This is a genomic window from Bacillus methanolicus (assembly GCF_028888695.1).
Taxonomy (GTDB): Bacteria; Bacillota; Bacilli; order Bacillales; family Cytobacillaceae; genus Bacillus_Z; species Bacillus_Z methanolicus_B.
Genome location: NZ_PNFF01000001.1, coordinates 1,336,786 through 1,352,073, shown reverse-complemented (window position 1 = coordinate 1,352,073; position 15,288 = coordinate 1,336,786). Strand labels below are relative to the sequence as shown.

The following is a 15,288-nucleotide window of genomic DNA, read 5'->3' as shown; positions in this document are numbered from 1 at the left end:
ATTATATATATAATCTGTTAGGGGGAAAGAATATGCCAATTTACAACAAACTCGTCCGCGACCGTATTCCGGAAATAATTGAATCTGCCGGAAAACAGTTCTCTACCAGAATTTTAAGTAATGAGGAATACATAAAAGAATTAAAGAAAAAAAGTTTTGAAGAACTTGAAGAGTACGTAAACACAACAAATAACGAGGATGCCATTGAAGAACTGGCAGATCTATTGGAAATTATCCATGCACTTGCCGAGTATCATGGAGCCACTTTCGAAAAAGTAGAAGAAGTTCGTAAACGGAAGGCGGAAAAAAGAGGAGGCTTCAAGGAAAAAATCTTTTTAATTGAGGTTGAGGATGAGTAAGGTTCAGTTAATTACAAAAAGACTAGGGGATCACTTAATAAAGCAAATTGATGCGTCTTCGTCAATTTGCATCTTGACATCTTTTACAATGAAATCCGGAGTCGAATATTTAAAGAAATCTCTTAAAACGGCAGCTACGAGAGGCGCAGATATTAAGATTTGCACGGGGGACTATTTATATGTGACCCAGCCTGAAGCTCTTGAAGAGCTGCTGAATATAAGTGGCAATATTGAGATACGACTTTGGAAAAGCAACGGGACTTCTTTCCATCCAAAGGCGTATCTTTTTCAAACAGAAGAAAATGACTGTCTAGTTGTCGGTTCTTCTAATTTGTCCCGATCAGCTCTAAGCAATGGGGTGGAGTGGAATCTTTCCATAAGCAATGAAAAAGACGTGTTCGAAGAGGCGCTAGAGCAATTTTTAAAAACGTTCTACGCTGAGCAGACGGTGCCTCTAAATGGAGAAACGCTTAAAGAATATAACAGTGCTTATGAGGAATACCACAAACGCTTTCCGGGGTTTGTAAAGGAATGGTCGGAGAAAGAAGAACTGGACTTAATGCTTCCATCTGAAACAGATGATAAAGCTGCGGCTGAAGTCATCAGAGAAAAGACGGTACCATATGGGGAGATTAAGCCGCGCTTTGCACAAGTGGAGGCACTTGAGGAATTAAACAAGACGCTTGAAGAGGATTATAATAAGGCCCTTGTTGTCATGGCGACAGGGTTAGGGAAAACTTATCTAGCCGGTTTTTTTGCCCAAAATTTTCAGCGTGTCCTCTTCGTTGCTCATTTGGAAGAAATTCTTCATCAGGCAAAGAAATCGTTTCAGGCAATTACGCCGGAGAGATCATACGGGATTTATAATGGCAAAGTAAAAGAAGGAAAAGCAGATACAGTATTTGCGTCTATTTACACCTTAAGCATGAAACACCATCTTCATCAATTCCAGCCTGATGAGTTCGATTTGATCATTGTCGATGAATTTCATCATGCTGCGGCTGATTCTTATCAGAGAGTTCTCGAATATTTTAAGCCACAGTTTTTACTTGGAATTACCGCCACACCTGAACGTAATGATAATAAAGATGTTTATGCCATTTGTGATGGAAACGTTGCATTCCGGCTCGACTTTTTAGATGCGATTGAACGAAAGTGGTTATCTCCTTTTAAATATTTTGGGGTATACGATGATACGGATTACAGCCAGATCACTTGGCTCGGCAATCGATATGATGAAGAGGAATTGCTGCAGGTTCAGTTAAGGGATGAAATGGCGGAAAAAATCCTTAATGTTTGGAAAGAGAAAAAGCAAACTAGAACAATTGGATTTTGTTCCTCAATAAGACAGGCTGATTTTTTATCCGATTTTTTTAATCGAAAGGGATATAAAACAGTCAGCCTGCATTCCAAACAAGTTGAAATTGGCAGGCAGAGTGCGATTGAAAAGCTCGAAGCCGGGGAACTTGATGTCATTTTTACAGTGGACTTATTTAATGAAGGTGTGGATATTCCATCTGTAGATACTTTATTGTTTGTGCGTCCGACGGAATCTTTGACCGTTTTCACACAGCAAATCGGCCGGGGGCTGCGCCTGCACCCTGGGAAAGAGCATTGTGTCATTATAGATTTAATTGGAAACTACCGAAATGCTGATATTAAGCTCAGTTTGTTTGATACTGAATCCATTGATTCAAAATCAAAAAAGATTGTGCCGAAAGTTCCGGATTTTTGTGAAATCGATCTTGATCTCAAAGTCATAAATTTATTGGAAGAAATGGCTCGAAAAAAACAGCCGAGAAAAGAAAAACTGTTTGAAGACTATATGAAGCTGAAACAGGAGTTGGGCAGAAGGCCAACTTATTTGGAACTTCACTTGAAAGGAGCTTCAGATTCAGCTCAATACAGACAAGAATTTAAGACTTACTTTGTTTTCCTGGATTGGGCAAATGAGCTTTCAGATAAGGAGAAAGAAGTTATTAATCGATATGAAAACTGGCTGATTGAAGCAGAAAGAACGTCGATGTCAAAGAGCTATAAGATGATTGTCTTACTATGTATGCTTGAGCGCGGTCCGTCAAAATGGTACAAGCCAATCAGTCCAGTAGAAGTGGCACCATTTTTTCACCATTATTTAATGGAAAAAGAATACCGGAAACGAATCGATTTTTCTGATAAGGCATCCAAAAAGTTGTGGGATTATAATGAGGGCGCTGTCAGCAAACTGATCGCTACGATGCCGATGACAAAATGGAGTAGCAGTTCTAAAGGATTGGTATCTTTTGAGAATGGGATTTTTCGGATAAATTTTGATGTTTTGAAAGAAGATGAAGTAATTTTGTATGACTGGACTAAGCAAATTTGCGAATACCGGCTGCATTATCATTTTGAGCGGAAGGTGAAGAAATAATTCCAAAAATTTCATTTTGATTCATCGTGAAAAAATATTTATCATTTGGGTATTAGACACAATGCTCCGAATTTAAGAATAACAATCTCAGAAAGGTTTAGACATAATGGACTACAACTATGAAATTTTATCATTATTAGATAATTCCCTCGAATTTGAAAAGTTACATAGTAAATTTAGCCGTTTTAATCCCTTTAAAATATTGCGTGTCGATAAATTTGAGATACGGCATTCAAATGTTCTTTCTTGGCTTTTGAATCCAAGTGAAAATCACAATCTCGGATCGTTTTTTGTGAAAAAACTTTTAGCCAAAACGTTTGTAAAAGCAGAGAATGAACATTTGCTGGAAAGCTACAATTTAATTCAGCTTCACAAACATTCGTTTCATGATTTAGAAGTATATCGGGAAGTTCAAACATCCAATAATAAACGAATTGATATTTTGGCTGTTTCAGAATCACAGAAAGTTGTTATTTTAATTGAGAATAAATACAAGTCTTCAGAGTCCGATGGCCAGTTGAATAACTACTTAAACTTTGTCCGTAAAAAATACAGCGGATATACGATTATTCCTATATTTTTAAGCTTGGACAGCTCTGTTCCTACGAACAAAGAGTACTTTATTTTGGACTATAATGATATTTTAGATATTTTGAAAGTATATATGGACGTGAATGGAGACCAAATTTTTGAGCCAATCAAAGAATTTATTAACTACTATATTTCTATATTACAAGACGAGCTTGTCCGTGATGAAGAGGATATTGAATTGGCCCTACATATATACAAAAAACATAAAGATGCCATTGATTTTCTTTATGCGGTTCATAATGAAAAAACTGACAAGTTTATTAGTAACGAAGTATTATCTCAAATATCAGCCCTTAGTCCTGAAGATAAATTTGCAATCGATAAAATTTATTTGAACTATCAAGAAACGATTAACTTCATTTATTCGGTCGGTAACAGCATTATCAGGGAAGCTTTCTTAGAGTTTGTTTTTCAAAATGAAATTCCTGAAAAATGCTACCGAGATCATATAAGAGTACCTAACTTTATTTTTCCGGAATGGAGACAGTTTGATGAGATATTAGGCGTTCCAAAAGAGGAATGGTGGTTAAACAATGCCTTTATTATTTGGTTTGAGCGGATTTGGAATAACAGATTAAAGCTTACAGTCGAGGTTGGACCTTTAGATTTTGAAGAAAGATTAAGACTTCTCAATGCACTGGAAAATAAAGGTGTTAAAATAAAGGAAAAATCGAAAGAAAATGGAGCTAAGTATACCCGAATCTATTCTTCTGCTGTGAAAATTGAAAATTGGGCTGATAAGAGAGAAATTGTAGAGGCAATGAACGGACTTTATAATAAAAAAGATTTCCACGCTATAATCGCAGCTATTTCCGGAACTATTCATGATATTGTTTATGGACAAAATCCGATGACGAAATGATTCTTTCTGAAAAAGCTGCTGTGATAACAAGTAAGTTTAGCAACTTTAAAGCAGTAAGTTTTCGATTGATAGATTTCAGTTTTTAGTGATTGTGGAAAACAAGGAAAATTACACAGTTTATATGCATGTGAAAATATATTGGAGTGTTAGAATTGGTCTGGCTGTTTTTGTTACTTCTCATCGCATCTTTTTTCATGGGGGTCTTTGATGTTCCTCAATGGATTTTTCTTTTAGTCTTTATTCCTTTTGTTTCAGCTTTGCTTTACATGTCGTATTATCCGGTTTTATTTGAGAGAGACGTCGATAAGATCATGAATTTCTTAAGAAAATCGAAACAAGCGCACTACCGGTTTATATACCATTTTTTTCAATGGAGATGCAGAGGAGGCTGAAAAAGAACTTTTTCGGATCCGTTCCAATCAAATGAAAGTAATTTCTTATTTGATGCTGCTTTCGAAACAAAAACGGTACAATGAAGCAAAAGAACTGCTTTATCAAATGAAAGATAACGTTTACAAGTGGTATTATGGTGCAGCCATTGCCCTTCAACTAGGCGATCACAGCACATATGAGCATTACAAAGCAAGAGTAAAGGACCCCGTTTATCGAACTTGGCTTGAAGCAGAGGAAAAGGTTCGCGAGGGCAAGAAAACGGAAGCTTTGAATATACTTGACGAACAAATACCAAAGCTCAGAGGTCTTAAACTACTTTCAGCCATTCAATATAGAAAAGAGATTAGCCAGGAGATCTAAAACATTTCTTTTTGGGCTGAAAATTATTTGGCACTGTCAAAAGAGAGGAAAAGGATCGATTGTTTGTTCAACGACAATCGATCCTTTCTTTATTATTTAGATTTATTTTGTAAATCTCTTTTTGTAATGTCACTTCGAATATTCGTTTCTTTCGAGAATTCAGTTTCTTGCTTTTGGTTATTCGGGTATTTATTTCGTCGTTCCCGATTATCATTACGGTTGGTCATTTTCAAACCTCCTTTCGTTACAATTCTGATCTATTTTTTACAAACGAGTGTTTTTTATTACTTCGTTGACTTTGTTTTTAAAATAATCAATCGCCTCAGTTTTCTATGTCATATCAAGAAACAGTCCATCTTGTAAAGAATGCGGACGAGAGAAAAATCCTTGTTCTAAATATATGTGTAAAATTTTACAAAAAGCGGTTTAATCTAATTGTAATGTTCCTATTATCAACGTGACAAATTTGGGTGCTATACTCCTAAATGTACAAATAGTCTGAAAATATTTTCGAACTGAATGTTGTCACTCAATATTGATTGTGGATTTTCGGTAGAGAGAAATTTCATTGTTAAGAAGAGTTTTTTACAAGTTGTCATTATGTTGGCGGTTTACTGGAAAATCTTTTTTATTTTCAAAAAAGAGAAAGAAGGTGCAATGAGTGATGAAAAATATGGTGATGGTGCTGTGCACTGCTGTAATGTTTGCAATGGGATTTGTGGCTCCATTTGTACATGCAGAAACTGTTAGTGATTTAGAAAATCAAAAATCGGAAATGAAGAAGCAGATTCAAGCAAACATATCAAAGGAAGATCAAGAAGTTTCCCAGGTTAAGAATGAACTTACCGGATTAAATAAACAAATACAGCAAGTTAATCAAGCAATACGAGATAATCAAAACATGATTGTGAAGGCAGAAGCAGATATTGTTGAAACAACTTCACAAATCAAACAGCTGGAAAAAGAGCTTGTTGAAATAGAAAAAAGAATCGCAAAACGAAATGAACTATTAAAGGAGCGTGCAAAATCTTATCAGGCAAGCGGCCGTGATGTCAGCTATCTGGAAGTACTGGTTGGTTCTGAGAGCTTTAGTGATTTTGTAGATCGGGTAGGAGCAGTGGTTATGATTGCAGAAGCTGATAAGGAGCTTTTGGAACAGTACGAAGCTGATAAAAGGGATCATAAAAACAAACAAGATTCTTTACAACAAAAACTTACCGATTTGACTAGAAAGAAAGCAGAGCTTGAAGGAATGCAGGTTCAACTCGAAGAACAACAAAAACAATACGATTTGAGAAGGGAACAGCTTGCTAAAATAGAAGAAAAAAATATTGCTTCAAAGGCAGAATCACATATAAAAGCTAGTAATCTTGCGGTTCCGAAGCAAAAATTAGATAGTCAGGCCAATTTAACAAACGGAGCTGCTGCTCAAAATACGAATGAAGAAACGAATGGAAACAAAAACACTGTTATTACGGCTGGATACAAATATATCGGAAACTCAGTCTATGTGTTTGGCGGCGGAAGAAACGCTTATGATATTGCGAATGGAAGATTTGATTGTTCCGGTTTTGTTCATTGGGCATTTTCTCAAGCAGGCATTAAAGTGGGTTCCACTACAGATTCCTTAAAAAATTCAGGGCGCCAAATTTCAGTAAAAGAAATGCAGCCGGGAGATCTCGTTTTCTTTGATACATATAAAAAGGATGGACACGTTGGCATATATGTAGGAAACGGGAAATTCATCGGATCGCAAAGCTCCACCGGCGTCGCAATTGCTGATATGTCAACCGGTTATTGGAAACAAAAGTTCAATGGGCGTGTTATACGAATTTAGTTATTTTTCGTACCTCGTTTAGGAAGAATTAGCAAAAACCGCCTTTTCGGGCGGCTTTTGCGTGATCGGTATGTCATGCTAACAGAAGAACCTATTCCAATGATTCAGAATAGTACGCACTATATGTTCAGCTATGAACTTCTCTTTTGTTTTCTTTGATTTCCTCACGCAATCGCACTATTTTCAACCACACAAACCATTTGAATTTGTCATACAGGGCTTGTAATATTTATAACCTTTATAAAAAAGTAATTATAATCAGCAGGTTATAAAGGAGCGGAAATATGATTATCTCTAAATTCGTAGATGAACTCCCCATTCCTCCTATTTTAAAACCTCGATGGAAAGATCAGTTTCATACTTATTATGAAGTGAAGATGACGGAATTTAAGCAATCACTCCATAGTGAGTTAAATGATACAACGGTTTGGGGCTATGAAGGCAGCTATCCAGGACCTACAATTGAAGTAGAGAGTGGAGAAAAAGTGTTTATTAAATGGATCAACAATCTTCCAGATAAGCATCTTTTGCCGGTAGACAATACGGTGCATGGTGCCCATATGGATGTACCGGAAGTACGAACGGTGGTACATGTACACGGTGCTTGTGTTGAATGGGAAAGCGATGGCTACCCGGAGGCTTGGTTTACAAAGGGATTTAAACAAGTCGGTCGATATTTTAGAAAGCAAGTATATCGATATGATAATTGCAATCATGCTTGCACCCTCTGGTATCATGACCATACGCTTGGTATTACGAGGCTCAATGTGTATGCTGGATTGGCAGGATTCTATCTTATAAGAGATCATCGGGAACGTTTATTGAATTTACCAAGTGGAAAATATGAGGTCCCTCTTTTGATACAAGACAAGACTTTTAATAAAGATGGTTCTCTTTATTACCCGAAACAACCAGATAAACCAGTTCCGGAATTAGAAACGTCGATCATTCCTGAATTTATTGGGGATACCATCTTGGTAAACGGAAAAGTATGGCCGTTTCTAAAAGTGGAACCCCGTAAATATCGATTCAGGCTGTTAAATGCATCTAACACCCGTTTCTATAGGCTAAAGCTTGATTCGGGACAACTTATTTATCAAATCGGGACGGATGGGGGATTAATACAACACCCGATAGGAGTCAAAGAAATCATGTTGGCACCTGCAGAACGAGCAGATGTGATCATTGATTTTTCCAATTTAGAGGGCAAGAATATAATCATGACAAACGATGCACCTGCGCCTTTTCCAACCGGAGATCCGGCAAATGAAAATACAGGTACTGTAATGCAGTTTAGAGTGACTCTTCCGCTCTCAAGTATTGATACGAGTGTTATTCCGGCTTATATGATGCCTCTTCCAAAAATGAAAGAACAGTCAGCTTCAAAGATACGATACTTAACATTAAATGATAATATGGATAAGTACGGTCGTGAATTCATGCTATTGGATAATAAACAGTGGGATGCCCCCATTACAGAAAATCCAAAATTGGGATCAACCGAAATATGGTATCTAATTAACTTAACTACGGATACACATCCAATTCATCTTCACTTAATTGATTTTCAAATATTAGACCGGAGAGATTTCGATGTAGAAAAGTATAACAAGGAGAGAATTATCCATTATACGGGTCCGGCGATGCCTCCCGAACCACAAGAACGAGGATTGAAGGATACAGTAAGAGCTAATCCTAACCAGGTTACTCGAATTATTATGAAGTTTGGCCCTTATGAAGGGTTGTATGTATGGCACTGTCATATCTTGGAGCACGAAGATTATGAGATGATGAGACCGTATATTGTTATCCGATAATACAGTCCATAAAAAACCTCCCTTGAAACAAGAGAGGTTAGCAAAATCAGTGTTTATCGGAAGTTGGATTAGTAGTTTATAAAATCATTTATTAGACGACAGGCCATTTCTCCTTCCGCAATGAGTTCATCAATTCCGGCCCTACATGCAAGTGGTCCTCTACTAGCTCTTTTGGAGTCAGCGCCATCCACTGGTTCAATGACACGTCGGCAAAGCGATTACTCTTGAATATCTCCAGAAACCAAAGGCTTTGGTGGCCTGTGTTTTGGATGTGATGGCCCATGGCGAACGGTACATATCCTACATCACCGGCCCGGTAATTAAAAGTTCGGGCCGTGCCACTCGCCGCAAATACTGTCATTCGCCCGGTTCCCGAGAGGTAATACTGCCACTCATCGTTATTCGGATGCCAATGCATTTCTCTCATTCCGCCTGGCTTGACTTCCACCAACGCCGCCGCGATTGTAGTTGAAATGGGGAAGTTGGTGGAATCAACTATACGTACTGTCCCGCCCGGAGTTACGATTGGATCCTGTGCAAGCAGCCGATGTGTGAAGCTCTTAGGCACAGTACCGTAAGGATCCGACACCTTCTGGCTTTCCAGTGAGCCGGGCACCTTTGCTTGGAAAATGTATCGCTGTTTTGTAGGGATGTGGGCAAAGGCGCTTTTTGGTACACCGAAATTTGCAGCCAGCACGTCCTTTGGTGTGTGTGCGAACCAATCGGTAATAGTGAAGGTGTCGAACTCGGAGAAGCTGCCGTCGTCGAAAACGAGCAGAAATTCGCAGCCTTCCTCCAGTCCTTGAATTGAGTGTGGAATTCCGGCGGGAAAGTACCACTAATCCCCTGCGCCGACATCGGCTATAAAGTTCCGCCCGTCCTGGTCGACCGAGGTGATTCGTGCAAGGCCCAAAATCATGTAGGCCCATTCTGTTTGCTTATGCCAATGTAACTCACGCACACCGCCAGGCGTCAGACGCATGTTCACCCCTGCAAGCGTGGTAGCGGATCGGCAGCTCTCTAACCGTTACTTCCCGTGACCAACCGCCGTGATTTAACTGCATATGGGTGTCGGAAAAAGAGAACTTTAAATTGGGGATCGTTCCGGCGTCGGTGGCTGGCGGAACTAGCATGTCGGGGTTCTCATGGTCCCTCATGACGTCTCGAGGACCGAAATCGGTCGCACCAGCACCATCATCCCTAATGGGTTGCGGTATATTTTCGTACACAATTCTTTTCGAAGGCCGTGATTCCATAAAACATTCTTCTCTCTTTGTAAAAGATAAACGATACTGTAATAACAGAATTATTAGTTTACGTAACATATAGGGTGTCTGTATCAATATATGAGGGAAATTTCGTTTTATATGTCAACATACTGAATAGAGAACAAGGTGAGGTAAAGCTGCTGCATACTCTTTACATGTGAGGTGTAAATAATCAAAACAAAAATAAACCCCTTGGCGTCATTTCGCACGAATTTAAAATTACCATAGAAAAACCGGATATTCGAAAAACAGGCATTTTATTAATTTATTAGAACGGAAGCCTAGATATGTGATCGACGGCTCATATATTGAAATTAAGGCTCATATATCAGAATGACGGCTCATAAATTGAAACAGAGGCTCATAAATCAAAATGACGGCTCATAAAACGAAACAAAGGCTCATATATCAAAACGAAGGCTCATAAGTTGAAACAAAGGCTCATATCCTTCACTTGATCCGTGACTCAGGGCGGGTAACCCCCTCATGTTCATACTAATAAACAGCTCTTTTACGATAAAATTTCTATAATAAATTAATTAGAATAAAATAACTGTTTAAACGCCTCGTTTTAGACACGACAAACACAAGACGAATTACGGATGAATGGATATACTATAGAATAATTTTGCTAGATTCGGTTTTATGCTTGATCGATTTATATTTTCAAATCTTTAAAAAAACCGCCTTTCGGGCGGCTTTTGCGTTATCGGTAACCGATATATCCTGAAAGGTGGTCGATATATTCATAGAGGGGCCGATATCTCACCAAAACTGGTCGATATATTCTGAAAAGTGGTCGATATCTCACCAAAACTGGTCGATATATTCAAAAAATAGTCGATATTCATTAAGAGCAGTCTGTCTGTTCGAAAGTGTTATCAGGCTATCAGGTTAGTGATTGATGGCTCAGTATTTTGCAGATTAAAATGAGCCATTGATTGATTTTTAAACTAGGCAATCCGTATATACAACCCTGAACAGTCAAAAAAACCAGAGCCTTCTGACTCTGGTTCGTTCTTTCAATCTATTAGCATAGCAATCTTATAGTTTCTCTACATCTACACGGCCGGAAAAGAACGTCGCACCGTTGCCCATATCTGCTACTCGGTCCGGGGTAAGTGAGTTTACAAGCTGCTTCGCACCCACCCATAGTCCTTGAGTAACGACGACGCCCGGAAGTACGTTTTCACCTACTGAAACTTTCATTTCACATTCTCCGCGGTCGTTCCACACTCGGACTTGATCACCATCCTTAATACCTTTCGATAATGCATCTTTCACATTCATATGCAAGCGCGGTTCTTTTTCAAAAGAAATGTGTTTTTCATTATTTGAAAAAGTTGAGTTTAAGAAATTATGGTTTGGTCCGGGAACAAATAAAAACGGAAAGTCCCCATCGTCAACTAGAGGTGTATAGGTTGGCAGCGGGGGAAACCCGTCTACATCCATCTTTTTTGAATAAAGTTCAATTTTCCCGCTTGGTGTTGGAAGTTTTCCAGGGAACAAAGGTTTTACCTTTGCTTTTACATACTGCTTTTCAACCAATGTTTCATAATCGATTCCTTCCAAATAAGGGTTTCTTGGGAAATCAAGTGCCTGCATAATCATCTCTTCATCTGTCTCATGAAAAACGCGGTCATCAAATCCCATTTCTTTTGCAAGCAATCGGAACACTTCTGTATTTGATTTAGACTCTCCATAATGTTCAATGACCGGCTGCTGAATCTGAATATAATGATGCCAATAGGATGTATAAAAATCAGTATTTTCAAATGATGATGTTGCAGGAAGTACAATATCAGCGTATTTTGCCGTTTCTGTTAAAAATAAGTCATGCACGACGACAAAGAGATCTTCTCGTGCAAGTCCTTTTCTTACTTTATTGGCTTCAGGAGCAACAACCGCAGGGTTCGAACCGTACACGAATAAAGACTTTACAGGCGGGTCTAATTCTAGTAATGCTTGGCCTAGCAAATTCATATTTATGATGCGTGTATTTTTATTTTGTAATAAATCCGGGCGTTGTAATTTTCCTGTATTATGGGCTAAATAACCTTTATTTGACTTGATTGCTCCGCCGCCTTTTACAAGCCATTGTCCGGTTAGAGCAGGAAGGCAGGAAATGGTTCGAACGCACATACCCCCATTATCATGATGCTGAAGCCCATTACCGATTCGAATAAAGGAAGGTGACATTTGACCATACATCCGGGCAAGTTTATAAATATCTTCAACCGGAACACCAGTAATGCCGGAAACAGTAACGGGATCATATTGAACAACATGCTCACGCAATTCTTCATATCCGACTGTATATTTCTGTAAAAAATCGTTGTCTACCATGTCTTCGGCAAATAAAATATGCATGATCCCCAACGCGAGAGCACTATCGGTTCCAGGCAAAACGGGAATGAACCAGTCGGCCAATCGGCCAGTTTGATTCTTATGTACATCAATGACAATAATCTTCGCTCCGTTTTTTCGGGCTTTTTGGGCAAGAACCACTTGATGCATATTTGTGCTAACAGCATTTATCCCCCAAAAAATAATTAATTTTGAATGAATGGTATCTTCGGGGTCAATTCCAAAACTGCCGCCCATCGTATATTTATACCCCGCATTACCGGCGGATGAACAAATGGATCGATCCAGCTGGGAGGCGCCTAACCGATGAAAGAAACGCCGGTCCATTCCTTCAGCGCTAAGATTTCCCATGTTTCCATAGAAGCTGTAGGGAAGAATACTTTCAGGTCCATATGTTTGAATAAGGTCTTTCCAACGGGAAGTAATCGTCTTAATCGCTTCGTTCCAGCTGATCCGCTCAAATTTTCCTTCTCCTTTAGCTCCGGTACGTTTTAATGGATACCTCAAGCGCTTTTCATCATAAATTCGTTCAGTCATATTTCGCACTTTGTTGCAAATATTCCCTTTTGTCACGGGATGGTTAGGGTCTCCCTCTATTTTTACGATTTTTCCGTCTTTTTTATGTAAAAGCAAGCCGCATTGATCCGGGCAATCCAAGGGGCAAACGGATGGAAATACACCTGTTCGTTGATTCACATAAGAGTGCATAATTAGTCTCCTTTAATCATAAGATAAGTTACTATTGTTTAATGAAAATAATAAAATAATTCTAATAGTCTATCAATAATTAACCTAGAAAAGTCAATTTCTCATTTGGCAGAAAGATCATTTTCCGATTCAATAAAATTATGTTAGAATAAGAGTAAGTGAATAAAAAATCCGTTTATTACGGTAGAGGTTCTAGCTACCCTCTTTAAAAAAACTAAGAAAACAGTGCTACTTTCTTAGTAGTGCTGTTTTTTCTTTGAAAGGAAGATTGGAAAATGAAAAAAGAAAAGGCCATTGTCGTGTTTAGCGGAGGCCAGGACAGCACTACTTGTTTATTCTGGGCGATGAAGCAATTTGAAGAAGTAATCGCAGTTACTTTTGATTATAATCAGAGACACAAAACGGAGATTGAATGTGCGAAAAACATCGCAAAAGAACTTGGTATTAAACATCATATTTTAGATATGTCTTTGTTAAACCAATTGGCTCCGAATGCTTTAACAAGGGATGAAATTCCTGTAAAAGATGGGGAAGAGGGCGAACTGCCATCAACGTTTGTTCCCGGCAGAAATTTATTATTTCTTTCATTTGCCGGAGTGCTGGCAAATCAAGTAGGGGCAAAACACATCGTAACCGGTGTTTGTGAAACAGACTTTAGCGGATATCCGGATTGCAGAGATGTTTTTATCAAGTCTTTAAATGTAACATTGAATCTTTCGATGGATTACCAATTTGTCATTCATACACCCTTAATGTGGCTAAATAAAGCAGAAACTTGGAAGTTGGCAGATGAACTCGGTGCTTTTGATTTTGTGAGGGAAAAAACGTTAACTTGCTATAATGGCATCATTGCTGATGGCTGCGGGGAGTGTCCTGCGTGCAAGCTTCGAAAAAAAGGACTTGAAGAATACTTAAAGGTTCGAGGGGGTTTGTAAAACAATGTACGGTTTTCGAATTGTTGATAAACTCCAAAAAATAGATGAAGATATCCGCCGCGATCAGTTAAAGTACCATTCGAAGCGTGTCCTTGTCAGCAAGGAATTTACCTTTGATTCAGCTCATCATTTGCATTGTTATGAAGGCAAATGCAAAAATCTTCACGGCCATACGTATAAAGTTATCTTTGGCTTGAGCGGATATGTGGACGAAAGAGGATTACTGATTGATTTCAGTGATATAAAGGATATTTGGAAACAGGAAATTGAAATTTATCTTGATCATAAATACTTAAATGAAACACTTCCGCCTATGAATACGACTGCAGAAAACATGGTCGTCTGGATTTTTGAAAAAATGAAAGAAGCGTTGGAAAAAGAAGACAGACAGCAAAAATATCTCGGGGCCAGAGTGGAGTTTGTGCGGCTTTATGAAACTCCTACCAGTTATGCGGAAGCTAGACGGGAGTGGATGGAAGTTGAGTAAAATCCCGGTCATGGAGATATTTGGTCCTACCATCCAAGGAGAAGGAATGGTGATTGGACAAAAAACAATGTTTGTAAGAACTGCGGGTTGTGATTATTCATGTTCCTGGTGTGATTCTTCATTTACGTGGGACGGAACAGGCAAGGATTTAGTGAGGCAAATGGAAGCTGAAGAAATTTGGTCTGAGCTTAAAAAGCTTGGCGGGGATGGTTTTTCGTTTGTAACAATTTCAGGCGGCAATCCGGCATTATTAAAAAATTTACGATCCTTGATTCAGCTTTTAAAAGAGAATAACATCAAAATTTGTTTAGAAACACAAGGAAGCAAGTGGCAAGATTGGTTCTTTTATATTGATGAATTAACACTTTCACCGAAACCGCCAAGCTCAAACATGGTCACCGATTTTGACGTACTTGATATGATCATAAAAAACTTAGACCGAAAAAATTCTTCTCAGAATATTAGTTTGAAGATCGTCGTTTTTGATGATCAAGATTATGAATATGCGAAGAAAGTTCATCAAAGATACCCTGATGTCTCATTCTTTTTGCAGGTGGGAAATGAAGACATTACTTCGACCGAAAATCAAAAACTAGTTTCCTATCTTTTAGGAAAATATGAATGGCTTATCAACAAAGTTATGATGGATTCTGACTTAAAAAATGTGAAAGTTCTCCCGCAATTGCATACGTATGTTTGGGGTAATAAACGAGGTGTTTAGTACACTTTTTGAAATGGGCCAAAACATTGGCTCATTTTTTTATTTTGCAAAAGGGATTAAGCAGGTATGGGTTAATAACGAATTCAACCAGAGGAAATCTCGTAAGATAGACATGTGGATAAAATCCTGTCTTGTAACAGTGATCTTCTAATTTGTTTGTCGTTTAATATCCT

Annotated in this window: 10 protein-coding genes, 2 pseudogenes and 1 riboswitch; of the genes and pseudogenes, 9 read left to right on the top strand and 3 right to left on the bottom strand. The window is 38.4% G+C overall.

Annotation, left to right across the window (positions count from 1 at the left end):
* The first annotated feature begins 32 nt into the window (after window positions 1–32).
* The 4 genes and pseudogenes from C0966_RS06705 to C0966_RS06690 all read left to right on the top strand — a co-directional run bounded on the left by C0966_RS06705 (window position 33) and on the right by C0966_RS06690 (window position 4,975).
* The gene (locus tag C0966_RS06705; protein ID WP_274854465.1) at window positions 33–359 is read left to right on the top strand and encodes a nucleoside triphosphate pyrophosphohydrolase; all 327 of its coding nucleotides are present in this window, start codon (window positions 33–35) and stop codon (window positions 357–359) included.
* Window positions 352–2,769: a DEAD/DEAH box helicase family protein gene (locus tag C0966_RS06700; RefSeq protein WP_274854464.1), complete on the top strand. Its 2,418-nt coding sequence runs from the start codon at window positions 352–354 to the stop codon at window positions 2,767–2,769. Before C0966_RS06705 ends, C0966_RS06700 begins: the two co-directional genes overlap by 8 nt.
* A 106-nt stretch (window positions 2,770–2,875) precedes the next feature.
* Window positions 2,876–4,204: pseudogene (locus tag C0966_RS06695) on the top strand (PD-(D/E)XK nuclease family protein); the annotation flags it as partial.
* Between the two features lie 441 nt (window positions 4,205–4,645).
* Entirely contained in the window at window positions 4,646–4,975 is a 330-nt protein-coding gene (locus tag C0966_RS06690; RefSeq protein WP_274854462.1) for a hypothetical protein, read from the top strand.
* Between the two features lie 92 nt (window positions 4,976–5,067).
* On the opposite strand, the gene C0966_RS06685 is transcribed toward C0966_RS06690, so the two are convergent.
* Window positions 5,068–5,202, bottom strand: coding sequence for a hypothetical protein (locus C0966_RS06685; RefSeq protein WP_274854460.1), 135 nt, complete (start codon window positions 5,200–5,202; stop codon window positions 5,068–5,070).
* Window positions 5,203–5,639: 437 nt separating this feature from the next.
* Here C0966_RS06685 and C0966_RS06680 point away from each other — a divergent pair, with 437 nt between their 5' ends.
* The gene (locus tag C0966_RS06680) at window positions 5,640–6,812 is read left to right on the top strand and encodes a C40 family peptidase (protein WP_274854458.1); all 1,173 of its coding nucleotides are present in this window, start codon (window positions 5,640–5,642) and stop codon (window positions 6,810–6,812) included.
* A gap of 284 nt (window positions 6,813–7,096) precedes the next feature.
* On the top strand, window positions 7,097–8,629 hold the full coding sequence (locus C0966_RS06675; RefSeq protein ID WP_274854457.1) for a multicopper oxidase family protein: 1,533 nt from the start codon (window positions 7,097–7,099) through the stop codon (window positions 8,627–8,629).
* 91 nt (window positions 8,630–8,720) lie between these two features.
* On the opposite strand, the pseudogene C0966_RS06670 reads toward C0966_RS06675, so the two are convergent.
* Window positions 8,721–9,885: pseudogene (locus tag C0966_RS06670) on the bottom strand (oxalate decarboxylase family bicupin).
* A gap of 1,056 nt (window positions 9,886–10,941) precedes the next feature.
* Window positions 10,942–12,972, bottom strand: a complete 2,031-nt coding sequence (locus tag C0966_RS06665; RefSeq protein ID WP_274854455.1) for a molybdopterin oxidoreductase family protein — start codon at window positions 12,970–12,972, stop codon at window positions 10,942–10,944.
* A 180-nt stretch (window positions 12,973–13,152) separates the two neighbouring features.
* Window positions 13,153–13,196, top strand: a riboswitch (PreQ1 riboswitch).
* Between the two features lie 51 nt (window positions 13,197–13,247).
* On the opposite strand from C0966_RS06665, the gene queC reads away from it, so the two are divergent.
* The 3 genes from queC to queE are packed head-to-tail and all read left to right on the top strand — an operon-like array spanning window position 13,248 to window position 15,115.
* Complete coding sequence (queC, locus tag C0966_RS06660) at window positions 13,248–13,907, top strand: 7-cyano-7-deazaguanine synthase QueC (RefSeq protein ID WP_274854454.1); 660 nt, start codon at window positions 13,248–13,250, stop codon at window positions 13,905–13,907.
* Window positions 13,908–13,911: 4 nt separating this feature from the next.
* Entirely contained in the window at window positions 13,912–14,394 is a 483-nt protein-coding gene (queD, locus tag C0966_RS06655) for a 6-carboxytetrahydropterin synthase QueD (protein ID WP_274854453.1), read from the top strand.
* A complete protein-coding gene (gene queE, locus C0966_RS06650; RefSeq protein WP_274854452.1) occupies window positions 14,387–15,115 on the top strand; it encodes a 7-carboxy-7-deazaguanine synthase QueE in 729 nt (242 codons plus the stop codon). Before queD ends, queE begins: the two co-directional genes overlap by 8 nt.
* Window positions 15,116–15,288 lie beyond the last annotated feature (173 nt).

Bases quoted from the DNA above. Each gene is read 5' to 3' on its own strand.
- C0966_RS06680 (WP_274854458.1), top strand. From the start codon at position 5,640: ATGAAAAATATGGTGATGGTGCTGTGCACTGCTGTAATGTTTGCAATG.
- C0966_RS06675 (WP_274854457.1), top strand. From the start codon at position 7,097: ATGATTATCTCTAAATTCGTAGATGAACTCCCCATTCCTCCTATTTTA.
- queC (WP_274854454.1), top strand. From the start codon at position 13,248: ATGAAAAAAGAAAAGGCCATTGTCGTGTTTAGCGGAGGCCAGGACAGC.
- C0966_RS06665 (WP_274854455.1), bottom strand. From the start codon at position 12,972: ATGCACTCTTATGTGAATCAACGAACAGGTGTATTTCCATCCGTTTGC.
- C0966_RS06685 (WP_274854460.1), bottom strand. From the start codon at position 5,202: ATGACCAACCGTAATGATAATCGGGAACGACGAAATAAATACCCGAAT.
- C0966_RS06705 (WP_274854465.1), top strand. From the start codon at position 33: ATGCCAATTTACAACAAACTCGTCCGCGACCGTATTCCGGAAATAATT.
- queD (WP_274854453.1), top strand. From the start codon at position 13,912: ATGTACGGTTTTCGAATTGTTGATAAACTCCAAAAAATAGATGAAGAT.
- C0966_RS06700 (WP_274854464.1), top strand. From the start codon at position 352: ATGAGTAAGGTTCAGTTAATTACAAAAAGACTAGGGGATCACTTAATA.
- C0966_RS06690 (WP_274854462.1), top strand. From the start codon at position 4,646: ATGAAAGTAATTTCTTATTTGATGCTGCTTTCGAAACAAAAACGGTAC.